This window comes from Prauserella oleivorans, assembly GCF_042685745.1.
In the GTDB taxonomy this organism is placed as follows: domain Bacteria; phylum Actinomycetota; class Actinomycetes; order Mycobacteriales; family Pseudonocardiaceae; genus Prauserella_A; species Prauserella_A oleivorans.
Genome location: NZ_JBHUNT010000001.1, coordinates 5,503,911 through 5,517,750, shown reverse-complemented (window position 1 = coordinate 5,517,750; position 13,840 = coordinate 5,503,911). Strand labels below are relative to the sequence as shown.

15 protein-coding genes are annotated in these 13,840 nt (G+C 72.8%); 10 read left to right on the top strand and 5 right to left on the bottom strand.

Translation table 11 applies throughout. From position 1 onward, the window contains the following. Positions 1–3: 3 nt before the first annotated feature. Genes ACFSZT_RS27060 through ACFSZT_RS27045 form a run of 4 tightly spaced genes read left to right on the top strand, consistent with a single transcriptional unit; the run spans position 4 to position 2,980 of the window. Positions 4–606: a hypothetical protein gene (locus ACFSZT_RS27060; protein ID WP_377393465.1), complete on the top strand. Its 603-nt coding sequence runs from the start codon at positions 4–6 to the stop codon at positions 604–606. A 2-nt stretch (positions 607–608) separates the two neighbouring features. Next, positions 609–1,601 carry a C40 family peptidase gene (locus ACFSZT_RS27055; protein ID WP_377393468.1) on the top strand — a complete coding sequence of 331 codons (993 nt, stop codon included), beginning with the start codon at positions 609–611 and terminating at the stop codon, positions 1,599–1,601. An 18-nt stretch (positions 1,602–1,619) separates the two neighbouring features. Further along, positions 1,620–2,738, top strand: coding sequence for a hypothetical protein (locus ACFSZT_RS27050; RefSeq protein WP_377393471.1), 1,119 nt, complete (start codon positions 1,620–1,622; stop codon positions 2,736–2,738). A gap of 23 nt (positions 2,739–2,761) precedes the next feature. Then, a complete protein-coding gene (locus ACFSZT_RS27045) occupies positions 2,762–2,980 on the top strand; it encodes a hypothetical protein (protein ID WP_377393474.1) in 219 nt (72 codons plus the stop codon). 131 nt (positions 2,981–3,111) lie between these two features. Here the strand turns inward: ACFSZT_RS27045 and ACFSZT_RS27040 are convergent, their stop codons facing one another. After that, positions 3,112–4,062, bottom strand: coding sequence for an ATP-binding protein (locus ACFSZT_RS27040; RefSeq protein WP_377393478.1), 951 nt, complete (start codon positions 4,060–4,062; stop codon positions 3,112–3,114). A gap of 114 nt (positions 4,063–4,176) precedes the next feature. Here ACFSZT_RS27040 and ACFSZT_RS27035 point away from each other — a divergent pair, with 114 nt between their 5' ends. Genes ACFSZT_RS27035 through ACFSZT_RS27025 form a run of 3 tightly spaced genes read left to right on the top strand, consistent with a single transcriptional unit; the run spans position 4,177 to position 6,735 of the window. Next, positions 4,177–5,589 carry an RNB domain-containing ribonuclease gene (locus ACFSZT_RS27035; RefSeq protein ID WP_377393481.1) on the top strand — a complete coding sequence of 471 codons (1,413 nt, stop codon included), beginning with the start codon at positions 4,177–4,179 and terminating at the stop codon, positions 5,587–5,589. Next, entirely contained in the window at positions 5,576–5,956 is a 381-nt protein-coding gene (locus ACFSZT_RS27030) for a DUF4326 domain-containing protein (RefSeq protein WP_377393484.1), read from the top strand. The genes ACFSZT_RS27035 and ACFSZT_RS27030 overlap by 14 nt, the downstream gene beginning before the upstream one ends. Further along, on the top strand, positions 5,953–6,735 hold the full coding sequence (locus tag ACFSZT_RS27025) for a helical backbone metal receptor (RefSeq protein WP_377393487.1): 783 nt from the start codon (positions 5,953–5,955) through the stop codon (positions 6,733–6,735). Before ACFSZT_RS27030 ends, ACFSZT_RS27025 begins: the two co-directional genes overlap by 4 nt. On the opposite strand, the gene ACFSZT_RS27020 is transcribed toward ACFSZT_RS27025, so the two are convergent. Continuing rightward, positions 6,716–8,143: an aldehyde dehydrogenase family protein gene (locus tag ACFSZT_RS27020; protein WP_377393490.1), complete on the bottom strand. Its 1,428-nt coding sequence runs from the start codon at positions 8,141–8,143 to the stop codon at positions 6,716–6,718. The genes ACFSZT_RS27025 and ACFSZT_RS27020 overlap by 20 nt on opposite strands. A gap of 158 nt (positions 8,144–8,301) precedes the next feature. Here ACFSZT_RS27020 and ACFSZT_RS27015 point away from each other — a divergent pair, with 158 nt between their 5' ends. Beyond that, positions 8,302–9,759, top strand: a complete 1,458-nt coding sequence (locus ACFSZT_RS27015) for a PucR family transcriptional regulator (RefSeq protein ID WP_377393493.1) — start codon at positions 8,302–8,304, stop codon at positions 9,757–9,759. A gap of 10 nt (positions 9,760–9,769) precedes the next feature. Here ACFSZT_RS27015 and pip read toward each other — a convergent pair whose 3' ends face one another. Together pip and panB are read right to left on the bottom strand one after the other, a co-directional pair. Continuing rightward, positions 9,770–10,729 (bottom strand): prolyl aminopeptidase, encoded by a 960-nt coding sequence (gene pip / locus ACFSZT_RS27010; RefSeq protein ID WP_377393496.1) that lies wholly within the window; start codon positions 10,727–10,729, stop codon positions 9,770–9,772. Between the two features lie 66 nt (positions 10,730–10,795). Further along, the gene (panB, locus tag ACFSZT_RS27005; protein WP_377393499.1) at positions 10,796–11,671 is read right to left on the bottom strand and encodes a 3-methyl-2-oxobutanoate hydroxymethyltransferase; all 876 of its coding nucleotides are present in this window, start codon (positions 11,669–11,671) and stop codon (positions 10,796–10,798) included. Between the two features lie 204 nt (positions 11,672–11,875). Here panB and ACFSZT_RS27000 point away from each other — a divergent pair, with 204 nt between their 5' ends. Next, on the top strand, positions 11,876–12,568 hold the full coding sequence (locus ACFSZT_RS27000; RefSeq protein ID WP_377393502.1) for a DUF998 domain-containing protein: 693 nt from the start codon (positions 11,876–11,878) through the stop codon (positions 12,566–12,568). Between the two features lies 1 nt (position 12,569). Beyond that, positions 12,570–13,133 (top strand): DinB family protein, encoded by a 564-nt coding sequence (locus tag ACFSZT_RS26995; protein WP_377393505.1) that lies wholly within the window; start codon positions 12,570–12,572, stop codon positions 13,131–13,133. An 8-nt stretch (positions 13,134–13,141) separates the two neighbouring features. Here ACFSZT_RS26995 and ACFSZT_RS26990 read toward each other — a convergent pair whose 3' ends face one another. After that, positions 13,142–13,729: a sigma-70 family RNA polymerase sigma factor gene (locus tag ACFSZT_RS26990; protein WP_377393508.1), complete on the bottom strand. Its 588-nt coding sequence runs from the start codon at positions 13,727–13,729 to the stop codon at positions 13,142–13,144. Positions 13,730–13,840: the final 111 nt, after the last annotated feature.

The following is a 13,840-nucleotide window of genomic DNA, read 5'->3' as shown; positions in this document are numbered from 1 at the left end:
ACGATGCCGATTCGCACCAATCGCGGCCGCGCGGCCGTCTACCGCCGCCTGTGGGGCTGGCCGCTTCGCTCGCCGTCGCACCTGATCGGGACGCTGATCGTGGTGGTGGCCGTGATCGTCGCGGCCGGCATCGTGGTGCCCCGGCTGCTGTTGGACGGCCAGGGCGGACAGGACAGGCAGACGCCCGCCGCCGACACCACCGGCAACGCCACGGGAACCAGCGACGACGCCGCGCTGAGCACGAGTCCACTCCCGACCCGGCTCACCGCGCCGCTGGCCTCGCCCACGAGCGCGCCACCCAACCCGCAGGCCCTGCGGGTCGCCGAGCAGTGGGCGGCGGCGTGGGTCGACCACCCGCAGGGCATCACCATCGACCAGTGGCTCGAGGGCATGCGCCCGTACACCACCGAGGAGTACCTGCCGGTCATGCGCAGCGTGAACCTCGCGAACATCCCGGCGACCCGCGTCGCCGGACCGCCGCGGGCCACGCAGTCGTTCACCAGTTCCGTCGAGGTCGAGGTGCCCACGGACGGCCCCACCCTGACGATCACGGTGGTGAGCACGGACGTGGGCTGGCGCGTCGCCCACTACGACCAGGCGGGGTAGCCGTGCGGGCAGGACTGCTCTTCGGGTGCGTCACCGCGGCCGTGCTGACCGTGGTGCTGGCGGTCGGCATGATCACGATCATCGACAGCTCGCGGCAGCAGGCGATGGGCGTCACGCCGCTGAGCTGTGACGCCGCGATCGGCCCCACACAGCTCGGCCAGCAGGACAAAGGCGCCGCCGACGCCGCCGAGCTCGACGAGGAACAGCGGCAGATCGTCGCGCTGATCATCAAGATCGGCAAGGAGCGCGACCTGTCGCCGCGGGCGTGGCAGATCGCCATCCAGGCGGGCATGACGGAGTCGCGGCTGCGCAACCTTACCTACGGCGACCGCGACTCGCTCGGGATCTTCCAGATGCGCCCGTCGATGGGCTGGGGCACGGTCGCGCAGGTCACCAACCCGCCGTACCAGGTCAACAAGTTCTACGACGTCCTGGAGGCGATCCCGGACTGGCAGGATATGCGGCCGGGCGACGCGGCACAGGCCGTCGAGCGCTCGGCCTTCCCGGATCGCTATCACAGCTGGGAGCCGATGGCTGTCCACCTCGTCGAGAACATGGGCCAGGTCGAGGACGCCACCGGCTGCGGCGAGGGCGCGGGCGCGGCGCTGCCCGGCAACGCCGCCGCGAGCCGGGCGATCGAGTTCGCGCTGGGGGAGCGCGGCAAGCCGTACGTGTGGGGCGCGACCGGCCCGGACTCCTACGACTGCTCGGGCCTGATGCTCCGGGCGTACGAGGCGGCCGGGATCACGCTGCCGCGCGTGTCCAGGGATCAGTACAAGGCGGGCGCGATGCTGCCGGTGGAGCAGGCGCAACCCGGTGATCTGTTGTTCTGGGCCTACGACCCGTCCAACCCGAGCACGATCCACCACGTGGCGATGTACCTGGGTGACGGGAAGATGGTCGAGGCCCAGCAGTCCGGTGTGCCGGTGCATGTTCGAGATGTGTCGTGGGACGAGGCCGAGCTCGTCCCGCAGGCGGTCAGGCCAGGCGTGTGAGTGCAGGGAGAGTGAGTCGTGGGCAAGAAGTGGGGTAAACGCGGGAAGGGCAGGCAGCCCGGACTCGAGATGGACCCGCTCGCGATGTTCGGTCCGCCGCCCGCGCCCAGGAGCGCGCCGCCTGCGTCGAGCACGCCGCTGGCCGACTACCTGCGCCGCGGCGGCCTGCCCGGAGTCGACGAGGGCTACGTCGTCCTGCCCCGGGCCATCGCCGAGGGCATGCCGTTGCCGTGGCAGCAACAGATGGTGAACCTGCTGGCCCAGTTCCACGACACGCACGCCCGCCTGTCGTGGCCGTCGTACCGGGTGGTGCCTTCGCGTCCCGAGCGGCTCACCGACCTCGACGAGGAGCAGCTTGCCGAGGCGGGCTACCTCGTGGAGATCGACTCGGACGGCGAGATGGTGTACCGCGAGCGAAGCGGCCGTAAGGTCGAGGACCCGGAGAACACGACGGTGCTCGTGTCGTGCCTGGACCCCATCGTGCGCGAACGGCAGGCGGCCCGGCCCGCCGCCGGGCCCCAGCAGGGCAGGCCGGCGCCGATGAACATCGGGCCGCAGCCGGTGTGGCGCAGCGCGCCGGCGTCGTCCACGCCTCCGGCCGCGCCGCCCCTGCCACCGCCGCCGACGGCGCCGTCCCTGTCGCCGAGTGGTCCGGGTGTGAGCGGGCCGGGCGGCGTGGAGTCCGGTGGAGCGGCCTCCGGTGAGCGTGAGCCGGCGGGCTCGCCTGCTTCGGGAGGCTCGGGTTCGGCCGGCGAGCGGATGGCGACCCCGGTCCGGATCGAGCCCGGTACGGCGTGGTCGGCGGAGCCCCGGCAGCCGGAGGGGTCCGCTGAGAGCCAGGGTGGCGACCAGTCGCAGCCGTCTGCCGCACGTGCTGCCGAACCTCCTGCCCCGGGGGCGCAGCCGGCCTCCGGATCGACGCCTGCCGCCGGATCGCAGGGAGCCGCGCACCCTGGGACGTCCGGCGAACCGGCGGCGCAGAGCGCTCAGCCCGAAGCCGCCCAGCCACCGGAGCCTGCCCGGACGGCGGAGCGGGGCTGGTTCGACGAGCTCCCGGGCGAAGCCGCGCAGGGCGGCACCGCGTTCGGGCCCACGGGTGACGAGCCGACCGAGATCCCTTACCGCTATCGCAGGTGAGCGCTCTGTGCCACGCTCGAGGTATGGCGAAGCACAGCAAAGATCCGAACCCGGCGCCCGGCTGGTGGTACAACACCCGGACCGGTGAGGTCGAGCACGGCCGGCTGTCGCGTTCGATCGATCGGCTCGGGCCGTACCCCGACGAGGCGACCGCCCGCCGTGCCCTCGAACTCGCCCGCGAACGCACCCGGGCCGCCGATCGCGCCGACGCCGAATGGCGCGGCGAGGACTACGACGACTGACCGCCGCGCGGCCGCCCACCGGGTGAAGGGGGCGGCCGCGCTGCCGGGACGCATCACCGCACGACCGGCCGGAACACGCCGTCTGTCGTCACCGCGCCGACGGCCGCGCCGGCGGGCAGAGGTGTCTTTCGTCAGCGATGTGCCAGGGCCGGCGGTTCCGGGACGAAGTCCGGGTCCACCTGCTCGGCCAGTTCCGATCCCGCCCAGGCACGGGCGTTGCGCAGGTGGAACTCCACCGCCTGGGCCTGGTACTTCCGCCAGTCCCGCTCGGTGGCGTCCACTGTGGACCGCATGGTCCGCAGGGTGCCGAGGTTGTGCGGCTCCAGTTCGCAGATAGGGCGCGGCCGGCCGCGTTCGGCGGCCCGCACGTGGCCGGAGCTGGAGAGCCAGCCGAGCAGGGCGCCGCCGACCTCCTCGCGCAGGAAGTCCACGTCCTCCTCGTCGGTGACCTTGTTGCCCACCACGGCCAGCCGGATACCGAAGTCCTTCGCGTACTCGGTGTACTGGCGGTAGACGCCGACGCTGCGGACGGTCGGCTCGCACACGAGGAACGTCACGTCGAACCGTGTGAACAGGCCGGAGGCGAACGCGTCGGCGCCTGCCGTCATGTCGACCACCACGTATTCGCCGGGTCCGTCGACGAGGTGGTTGAGCAGGAGCTCGGCGGCGCCGGTCTTGGAGTGGTAGCAGGCGACGCCCAGGTCGTCGTCGGTGAACCGCCCGGTCACCGCCAGCCGGGCGCCGCCGACCTCGCGGACGCAGGCGTCGGTGATCGGGTTGTCCTCGCGTGGGGTGATGAGCCGGGACCCGCGGCCGGGCGGCGTCGTCTTGATCATGGCCTCGGCGCTGGGGATCCGAGGGTTGTCGCCGCGCAGGTACTCCTTGATGAGCGGCAGGTGCTCGCCCAGGGTGGGCAGCGCCGCGGCTTCCTCCTCGGAGGCGCCGAGCGCGACGGCCAGGTGCTGGTTGATGTCGGCGTCGATGGCCAGCACGGGCGCGCCCTCGTGCACCAGATACGACGTGAACAGCCCGCTCAGCGTCGTCTTGCCACTCCCGCCCTTGCCGACGAAGGCGACTTTCACGGTCAACTCCCGAAGTCGGTATTGGTTTTCATTATCTGTGAACCGCAAGGTACACCCGGGCAACCCGTACTCGATCAGGTCATGTCCACCGCCGTGCCGGGTTATGGTGCAGGTGTGGGTGTCGTCCTCCGTACACCCGGCGCCGGCGACTTCGCCTCGCTGCGTGCCGAATTCGAGCTGCCGGAATCGTTCCCCCCGGACGTGCTGGCGGAGGCGGAAGCCGTGGCCGGCGACCCGGCGGACGACGGTGATCGCGAGGACGCCACCGCGCTGCCGTTGGTCACCATCGACCCGCCGGGCGCGAAGGATCTCGACCAGGCCGTGCTCCTCGAACGCCGCGCGGGCGGCGGGTTCCGGGTGCAGTACGCCATCGCCGACCTCGCCGCCTTCGTCCGTCCCGGGGGTGCCATCGACGCCGAGGCCAGGCGGCGCGGCCAGACGCTCTACCTGCCCGACGGCAACCTCGGACTGCACCCCGCCGAGCTGAGCGAAGGGGCGGCCAGCCTCCTTCCCGGCGCGGTCCGCCCCGCGGTGCTCTGGACGATCGACACCGACTCCATGGGCGAGCCGACGGGGGTCCGGCTCCGTCGGGCGCTCGTGCGCTCGGTCGAGCGGTTCGACTACGAGACCGTGGCGGCCGCGCTCGCGGCGGGCACGGCACACCCGTCCATCACCGCGTTGCCCGACCTCGGCAGGTTGCGGCGACAGCACGCCGTCCGGCGGGGCGCGGTCGAACTGCAGCTGCCGGAACAGGAGATCACCGAGGCCCCGCTCGGCGGTTGGGTGCTGGCCCGCAGGCCGCGCAACGACGTCGAGCTGTGGAACGCGGAGATCTCGCTGCTCACCGGGATGGCGGCGGCGTCGATCATGCTCGACGCGGGCATCGGTGTGTTGCGCACACTGCCCGAGCCGGACAACGGCACCCTCGACTGGCTCCGCCGGTCGGCCGACGCGCTCGGCATCGAGTGGCCGCCGAGGGCCTCCGTGGCCGAACTGCTGGCCGGGCTGGATCCGCGCCATCCGGCATCGCTGGCCCTGCACGCGGGCACGACGCGGCTGCTGCGCGGCGCCGGCTACACGTCATTCGACGGGGACGTGCCGGAATTCGCCGGCCACGCGGGCATCGGCCGCCCGTACGCGCATGTCACGGCGCCGATCCGGCGGCTCGTCGACCGGTTCGCCACCGAGATCTGTCTCGCCGTGACTCACGACCGGCCCGTGCCCGGCTGGGTGCGGGCCGCCCTCGCCGACCTGCCCGAGCTGATGAGCCTCTCCGACAACCTGGCCGCGCGCGTCGAACGCGCCTGCCTCGACCAGGTGGAGGCGTGGGTGCTGGCCGAACACATCGGACGGACGTTCGACGCCGTGGTGCTGCGCGCGGAGGAGGGCAAGGCCGAGGTGTTCCTCGAGGACCCGCCGGTGCTCGGCAAGTGCACCGGGCCGGGCTTTCCCGACAGCGGGCGGGTCTCGGTGCGGCTCACGGCCGTCGACGTGGCGAAGCGGAAGGTGTCCTTTGAGCGAGCGTGACCGGTGGACCGCGACCGAGCGCGAGCTGTGCGACCGGGTGCGGGCGGGCGAGAGCGTCGTGGTGAACGTGCGTAAGTCGGGGCCGCACAAACACCTGGTGCCCTGGCTCGTCGATCACGACCTCATCGTCTACGTCGGACACTCCGGCAACCGGCACTCCTGGCCGGAGTCCGACTTCGCCAACCCGTTCGTCAAGGAGGCCAAGACCGACCGCGACGCCATGATCCGGCACTATCGTGAGTACCTCGAAGGGCGCCCCGAGCTGGTGGGCCGACTACAGGCCGGCGAGCTGTCCGGCCGCGCGCTCGGCTGCTGGTGCGCCCCGCAACCGTGTCACGCCGACGTCCTGCTGGAGTACTGCCGATGACGACACCGACCGACGATCTGGGCGCCGACGTTCCGCTGGTGGGCCCGCCGCGGCGGGTCGTGTCGCTCGTGCCCGCGCTCACCGAGGCGGTCGAGCACACGGTGCCGGGCGTGCTCGCGGGCGCCACGGACTACTGCACGCACCCGCCGGGGCTGGACGTGCCGCGGGTCGGCGGGTCCAAGTACCCGAAGGTGGGCGCCGTGCTCGATCTGCGGCCGGACCTCGTGCTCGCCAACTCCGAGGAGAACCGGCCCGAGGACGTGCGGCGGCTGCGGGAGGCCGGAGTGCCCGTGTGGGTCATGGCCGCACCGGCGACCGTTCCGGACGCGCTCGGGTCGCTGCGGGCCGTGCTGACCGGTGCGTTCGGCATCGAGGCTCCCGGCTGGCTGGTGGAGGCGGAGGAACTCTGGCGGGTGACGCGCCCACCTCGCGTGCGGGCGGTGGTGCCGGTGTGGCGTAAGCCGTGGGTCGTGCTCGGCCGGGACACGTTCGGCGGGGACGTGCTGCACCGCCTGGGCGTCGGCAACGCCTACGTCGACCACGCCGACCGCTACCCGCGCCCTCCGCTCGACGAGCTGCGGAGCCGGTTCGCGGCCGGCGAGGCCGACCTGCTGGTGCTGCCCGATGAACCGTACGAGTTCACCGACGACGACGGCCCGCAGTTCTTTCCCGACGTGCCGTACGTTCTCGTGTCCGGCCGCTACCTGACCTGGTATGGGCCGTCGCTTGTGGACGCCTACCGCGAGCTGTCGGCGGCGCTCACAGCAGCAGTCCCGTGAGGACGGTGACGCGCTCCTCGGTGAGGTCGGCCATCGCCGCGGCGGGGCCCTCCCGGCCGGTGCCGGAGTCCTTGACGCCGCCGTAGGGCATCTGGTCGGCCCGGAAGCTCGGCACGTCGCCCACCACCACGCCGCCCACGTCGAGCCGTGCCGACGCCGCGAACGCGGTCGGCAGGTCGCGCGTGAACACCCCGGTCTGCAAGCCGAACCGGGAGGCGTTGACCCGGTCGAACGCCTCGTCCACCGACCCGACGGCGTTGAGGCACACCACCGGCCCGAAGACCTCGTCGGCCATGACGGACACGTCCTCGGGGACGCCGGCCAGCACGGTCGGCGCCACAGTCGCGCCGTCGCGCTCGCCGCCGGTGAGGCACCGGGCACCCGCGGCCACGGCGTCGGCGACCCACGCCTCGACCCGGCGCGCCGCCGCGATGTCGATCAGCGGGCCGACGGCGGTCTCCGCCGAGCGCGGGTCGCCGGTCCCCATCGCGCGGACCTGGGCGACCACTCGCTCGGTGAGGTCGTCGGCCACGTCGTCGTGCGCGTACACCCGCTGCACCGAGATGCACGACTGACCTGCCTGGTACATGGCGAAGATGGCGATCCGCTCCGCCGCGGCGTCCAGGTCGGTCCAATCCGGACAGACGATCACCGCCGCGTTACCGCCGAGTTCCAGCGTGACGTGCTTGCGTGCCGCAGTTTCCCGAATGCTCCAGCCGACCGGTACCGAACCCGTGAACGAGACCACCGGCAGCCGGGCGTCGGTCACGAGCCGCGTGGCGTCGTCGTTGCCGACCGGCAGCACCGACCAGCACCCGGCGGGCAAATCGGTCTCGGCCAGCACCTCGCCGAGGGCAAGTGCTGTCAAGGGCGTGGCGGGTGCGGGCTTGAGCACGATCGGCGCGCCCACCGCGATCGCGGGCGCCACCTTGTGCGCCACCAGGTTGAGCGGGAAGTTGAACGGCGTGATCCCGAGCACCGGGCCACGCGGCACCCGCCGGACCAGTGCGAGCCTGCCGGTGGAGCCGGGGTCGGTGTCGAGCCGCTGCAGCTCGCCGGAGAAGCGGCGGGCCTCCTCGGCGGCCCAGCGGAACGTCGAGGCCGCCCGAAGGGTCTCGGCGCGCGCCCAGCGGATCGGCTTGCCCGACTCGGCGGTGATGAGCTGGGCGAACTCCTCGGCACGCCCGGTCAGGGCGTGCGCGACGTGGTCGAGCGCGCCCGCGCGGACGTGGGCGGGAAGGCCCGCGGCCTCCGCGCGGGCCGCGTCGGCGGCGGCTACCGCGGCCTCGACGTCGGACTCGGCCGGGACGTAGTGGCTGCCGGCTTCCGTGTCGTCGTAGGGATGCCGGACCACGGCCGCCTCGGTGCCGCACACCGGCTTGCCCGCGATCCAGAACGGGGCGGTCACGCGGCGACCCCGAAGGCTCGCACGGGTCGGTGGGCCTGCCGTCCGGGCGCGGCGTGCGCGCGGCGTGGGGTGGTAGCGGTCATGTGCCCAGCATGCTGGGGGCGGCCCGTGCGGTCAGCCTGCCGAGATGTCCAATCCGGCGGCTACGATTCGACATCGTGGCAGTCACGTTGCGGAGCCTGGCAGGGGACACCGCGCTGGGCCTGCGCGTGCTGGCGGGCGCGGCGGGACTCGACCGCGGGATCTCCTGGGTGCACCCGACCGAGCTCGCCGACCCCACGGCGTTCCTCGACGGCGGCGAGCTGGTGCTCACCACCGGGCTCGGCAGCGACACCGAGCCCGCGGACGCCTACGTGCGCAGGCTCGCGGACGCGGGCGTCGCCGGACTCGGCTTCGGTGTGGGCCTGAGCCACGAGCGGGTGCCCCGCGCGCTGATCGCGGCCGCCGACGCGGTGGAGTTGCCGCTGCTGGAGGTGCCCCGGCCCACGCCGTTCATCGCGATCTCGCGGGCGGTGTCGGCCGCGCTCGCGGCCGAGCAGTACGAGTCGCTCGTCCGGACCGGCCGAGGACAGCGGGAGCTGACGCGCACCGCGCTGCGCAGGCCGGACGGCGCCGGCGCGCTCGTGCGCAGGCTCGCGCGGCTCGTCGACGCGTGGGTGGTGCTGGTCGACGCCGCCGGCACGGTGCGGGAGGCCGCACCGGCCGCCGCCGCGGCGAAGGCCACGTCCGTGCGCGCGGAACTCGATCGCGCCCACAGCGGATCGCGGCTGCTGACGATGGACGGTGACGAGGTGGTGTTGCAGGCGCTCGGTACCCGCACGCGCGGGTTTCTCGCCGTCGGCCGCTCCACCCGGCTCGATGCGGCCGACCAGCACCTCGTCGCCACGGCCGCGGCGCTGCTGTCGCTCTCGCTCGAACGCGACCGCGCCCACGGCGCGCAGCTCCGCGGACTCCGCAGCGGGCTGCTGCGCCTCCTGCTCGACGGGCACGTCGAGCTCGCTCTCGCCACTCTGCGCGACGTCGCGGGCACGGCACCGGCGCCGAGGTGGCAGGTGGTGGTGCTCGCCGGCCCGGCTCACGCGCTGGCCGCGGCCCTCGACGCGCTGGAGACCGAACCGGATCAGGCGTCGCTGGTCGCCGAGCACGAGTCCACAGTGGTCGTCCTCGGCGACGTGTCGGCGGCCCTGCGGCTGCCCGGCCGCGTCCCGGGCCTGCACGCCGGCGTGTCCTCCACAGTGGACGCCGAGCGCACCGCCGCCGGTCACCGGCAGGCGGAACAGGCCGCGAACGTCGCACGTGCGGACGGCAAGCCCGTGGTGCGCTATCCCGAGCACGCCGGTGCCGGGTTGCTCGGCCTGCTCGGCACCGAGGCCGCCCGGACGTTCGCCGACGAGTCGCTCGCTCCGCTGCGTGCTGCCGGACGCCCCGAGCTGGAAACGTCCCTGTACCGCTGGCTCGAGCACAATGGACACTGGGACGCCGCCGCGTCCACCTTGGGCGTCCACCGGCACACCCTGCGCAACCGCATGGCCCGCGTGGCCGAATTGCTCGGCCGCGACCTCGACTCACCGGGCGTGCGGGCCGAACTGTGGCTCGCCCTCAACGCCGGGCGGTGACGGCGGGCGTTCAGGTGCGGGCGAAACCGTCGAGTGCCTCACGCAGCGCCGCGAGCATGCCGGGGTCGGTGATGGCGTGCCCAGCGTGGTCGAGGAGCACCAGCCGGGATCCGGGCCACGACCGGTGCAGCTCGTAGGCCGTGACCGGTGGGCACACCGCGTCGTAGCGGCCCTGCACCAGGACGCCGGGAATGCCGGCCAGCTTGCCGGCGTCGCGGATGAGCTGCCCGTCGTCGAGCCACGCCCCGTGCGTGAAGTAGTGCAGCGCGATGCGGGCGAACGGCACCGCGAAGGCCGGGGCGCTGTACCCGGCGCGGTAACCGGCCTGCGGCACCACCGACACGATGGCGCCCTCCCACGCGCTCCAGCTCACGGCGGCGCGCCTGCGGACGTCCGGATCGGGATCGTCGAGCAGCCGCCGGTACGCGCCGAGCAGGTCGCCACGCTCGTCCTCGGGCACCGGCGCGAGATAGTCGGCCCACTCGACGGGGAAGAGGTGGGCCGCCCCGCCGTTGTAGATCCAGGTGAGCTCGCTGGGCCGGGCGGTGAACACCCCGCGCAGCACGATCTCGCTGACACGCGCGGGGTGGCTCTCGGCGTAGGCGAGCGCGAGGGTGGCGCCCCAGGAGCCACCGAAGACCAGCCAGCGCTCGATGCCGAGGTGCTCGCGCAGCCGTTCCATGTCGGCGACGAGGTGCCAGGTGGTGTTGGTGGCCAGGTCGGCCTCGGGGTCGCTGACGTGCGGTGTGCTGCGTCCCGCGCCGCGCTGGTCGAACATCACGATGCGGTAGGCGGCCGGGTCGAAATGCCTGCGCGACAGCGGTGCGCTCCCGCTGCCGGGGCCACCGTGCAGCACGACGGCCGGCTTGCCGTCGGGGTTTCCGGAGACCTCCCAGTACAGCCGGTTGCCGTCTCCGACGTCGAGCATGCCGTGCTCGTGGGGAGTGATCGCCGGATACAGCTCGTCCATGCGGTGCAGGCTAGCCGTGGCGCGCCCGGCCGGTGCGCGGGTGGCACCGGCCGGGCACGGCAGGCGTCAGTGGAAGGCGTGCTCAGGTGCGGGGAACTCGCCGCGGCGCACCTCGTCGGCGAACGCCTGGGCGGCCTTGGTGAGCTCGCCCGCCACGTCGGCGTAGCGCTTGACGAACCGAGGCGCCTTGCCGCGGCGGAGCCCGGCCATGTCCTGCCACACGAGCACCTGCGCGTCGCAGTCCGGTCCCGCTCCGATGCCGACCGTCGGGATGGTGAGCTCGTGCGTGATCCGCTTGGCGACCTCGGCGGGCACCATCTCCATCACGACCGCGAACGCGCCCGCCGCCTGCAGCGCCAGTGCGTCGGCGAGGAGCTCGTCCCCGGCCGCGCCGCGGCCCTGCACCCGGTAGCCGCCGAGGTTGTGTTCGCTCTGCGGGGTGAAACCGATGTGTCCCATCACGGGCACCCCGGCGGAGGTCAGCGCCTCGACATGCGGCGCGAACCGGCGGCCGCCCTCGAGCTTCACGGCGTGGGCGCGGCCCTCCTTCATGAACCGCACTGACGTCTGCAGTGCCTGCTCGGGCGAGAGCTGGTAGGAGCCGAACGGCAGGTCGGCCACCACCAGTGCGCGGGTGGTGGCCCGCGTCACCGCGCGGACCAGCGGCAACAGTTCGTCGACCGTCACCGGCAGCGACGTGTCGTAACCGAAGACGTTGTTGGCCGCCGAGTCGCCGACCAGCAGCACCGGGATGCCGGCCTCGTCGAACAGTTCGGCGGTGTACATGTCGTAGGCGGTGAGCATGGGCCACGGCTCGCCGCGTTCCTTGAGCTCCCGCAGATGATGAATGCGGACCTTCTTCCGCGGTTTCTCCTGCGCTGAAGGTCCCGTTCCGTAGGGGGCGGTTACCTCGCCCGCACGCGCGTTCCCAGGCGTGGACATCGTCGTCGACCGTCCTTCCCTCGAGGCCTGTCACCAGGTCCCCGGGTCGTGGATCGTTGCCCGTCGAGCGTCGCACCGGCCTCGCCGGGCACCAAGCGCGTGCGACCAGCTTCACACGCTCGGCCAGGCACTACGCGGTAAACGGAACGCAAACGAGAATTCCTCGGGTTTCAGTTCCCGCGCGGCCATGATAAGTAGTTCGCCATGCTGCCCGATCTCCGTCGTCCTCCGACCCTGTTCGGGGTACGACTGGCCAGCGTCGGCCTGTTGAGCGCCGGCACACTCGGGCAGCTCGCGTGGACCCTGGAGTTCTTCCTCGACACGGGGCTTTCCCCGGTGCACGCGGCCACCGTCGACCTGGCGGCCTCCGACCAGCCGTACACATCCGTTTTCCGGACCGCGGAAATCCTGACCGGTGTCGCGTTCGTGCTCGCCGTCCCACCGTTGCTCCGGCTGGCGCCCGTGCACCGGGCGGCGCGGTCGACGGTCGTCGCGGTGGGGGTGCTGGGCCTGCTCTGTGTCGCCAAGGGCGCGTTCCCGCTCGATTGCGCCGTGTCGGCGAGCGAGGCGTGCCGGGAGCGGGCCGGCTACTCCACCGGGCATGTCGTCAACCTCGTCGTCTCCCTGCTGTTCGGCCTGCTCTACGTGGTGGGACCGATGACCGTGCTGCTGTGGTGGCACGGCCGGTGGCGCGTCATCCCGGTGCTGAGCGTCCTGGTGAACACGGTGGCGCTCGGTGGTCTGGTCCTCGCGGGCTGGCTCGGCCCGGGCCATTTCGCGGGGCTCGCCGCGCGCGGACAGCTCCTCGCCGGCACGGCGCTGCTGTCGTGCGGGGTTGCCTACCTCGTGTCGATCACCCGGGACATCCGCCCGCGGCCGAGGGATCCGGTGAGCTGACGTGCCCGGCCTGGTCGATCCCGTGGCCGACGAACGCGAGGGCCTGCTCGCCTATCTCGCCCAGCAGAGGTACGTGCTGTGCCTGGCGGCGTACGGCCTCACCGACGAGCAGGCCAGGGCGCGGCCGACTGTCAGTTCGCTGTCCGTCGGCGGCATCATCAAGCACGTCGCCGGAGTGGAACGCGGCTGGATGCGCACGGTCCTCGGGCGGCCGCCCGGTGACGGGGGCGACTTCCGGATGTTGCCGGGGGAGACGCTCGCCGACGTGATCGGCGAGTACGAGCGGGTCGCCACCGACACCGAGGAGATCGTCGCCGGGATCGACGACCTCGGCCGTCCCGTTCCGGTACCGAAGGACGTCCCGTGGTTTCCGGACGATGTCGCGGCGTGGTCGGTCCGGTGGGTGCTGCTGCACCTGATCGAGGAGACCGCGCGCCATGCCGGGCAGGCCGACATCCTCCGGGAGTCGATCGACGGGGCCACCGCGTTGCCGCTCATGGCGGCGGCCGAGGGCTGGCCGGAGACGCCGTGGCTCACGCCCTGGCGGCGCTTCGCCCGGCGCTAGGCACAACGCTAGGCACAGCGCGTCTCGCGTAGCCGGCGCCGCAGCGCGTTCAGGGCGCGGTGCTGGCCGACGCGCACGGCACCCGGTGTCGAGCCGATGACCTCGGCGGTCTCCGCCGGGGTGAGGCCGACGAGCAACCGCAGCGTGAGGATCTCCCGTTGCGCGGGCGTGAGTTCCGCGAGCAACGCGGCGAGGTGGTCCCGCCGCTCCCGGTCGAGCGCCGCCGCCTCCGGGGTGGATTCCGCGACGGCCTCGTCGGCTGCCCATTCCAGCGGAACGTGGCTGTCCCGCGGCGCCTTCCGGAACGCGTCGGCGATCTTGTTCCGCGCGATGCCCATCGTGTACGGGAGGAAGGTCTCCGGCGCGTGGCCGAACCGCGGCAGGGCCCGGAACGCGGCCAGGAGCACGTCCTGGGCGATGTCGTCGGCCGTTGGGTGGCCGCTGCCACGGCCGAGCCGTCCCCGGCAGTAGCTGACGATCATCGGTCGCAGCCGGCCGAGCAGCGTCCCGACCGCATGGGAGTCGGCGGCCGCGGCGGCCGGTACGAGGGCGGCGATGTCGTCGTGGTTCGGAGTGGGGGCGTCGGGCGCGGTCATGGACAGCCTCACCGGTACTCGGGATGTGTACACGTGCATTACACACTAGCGATAGTTCACAGTCAACAATGAACTCGGGACTGTGTTACGGTAACGCGTACAGTGTGCGGA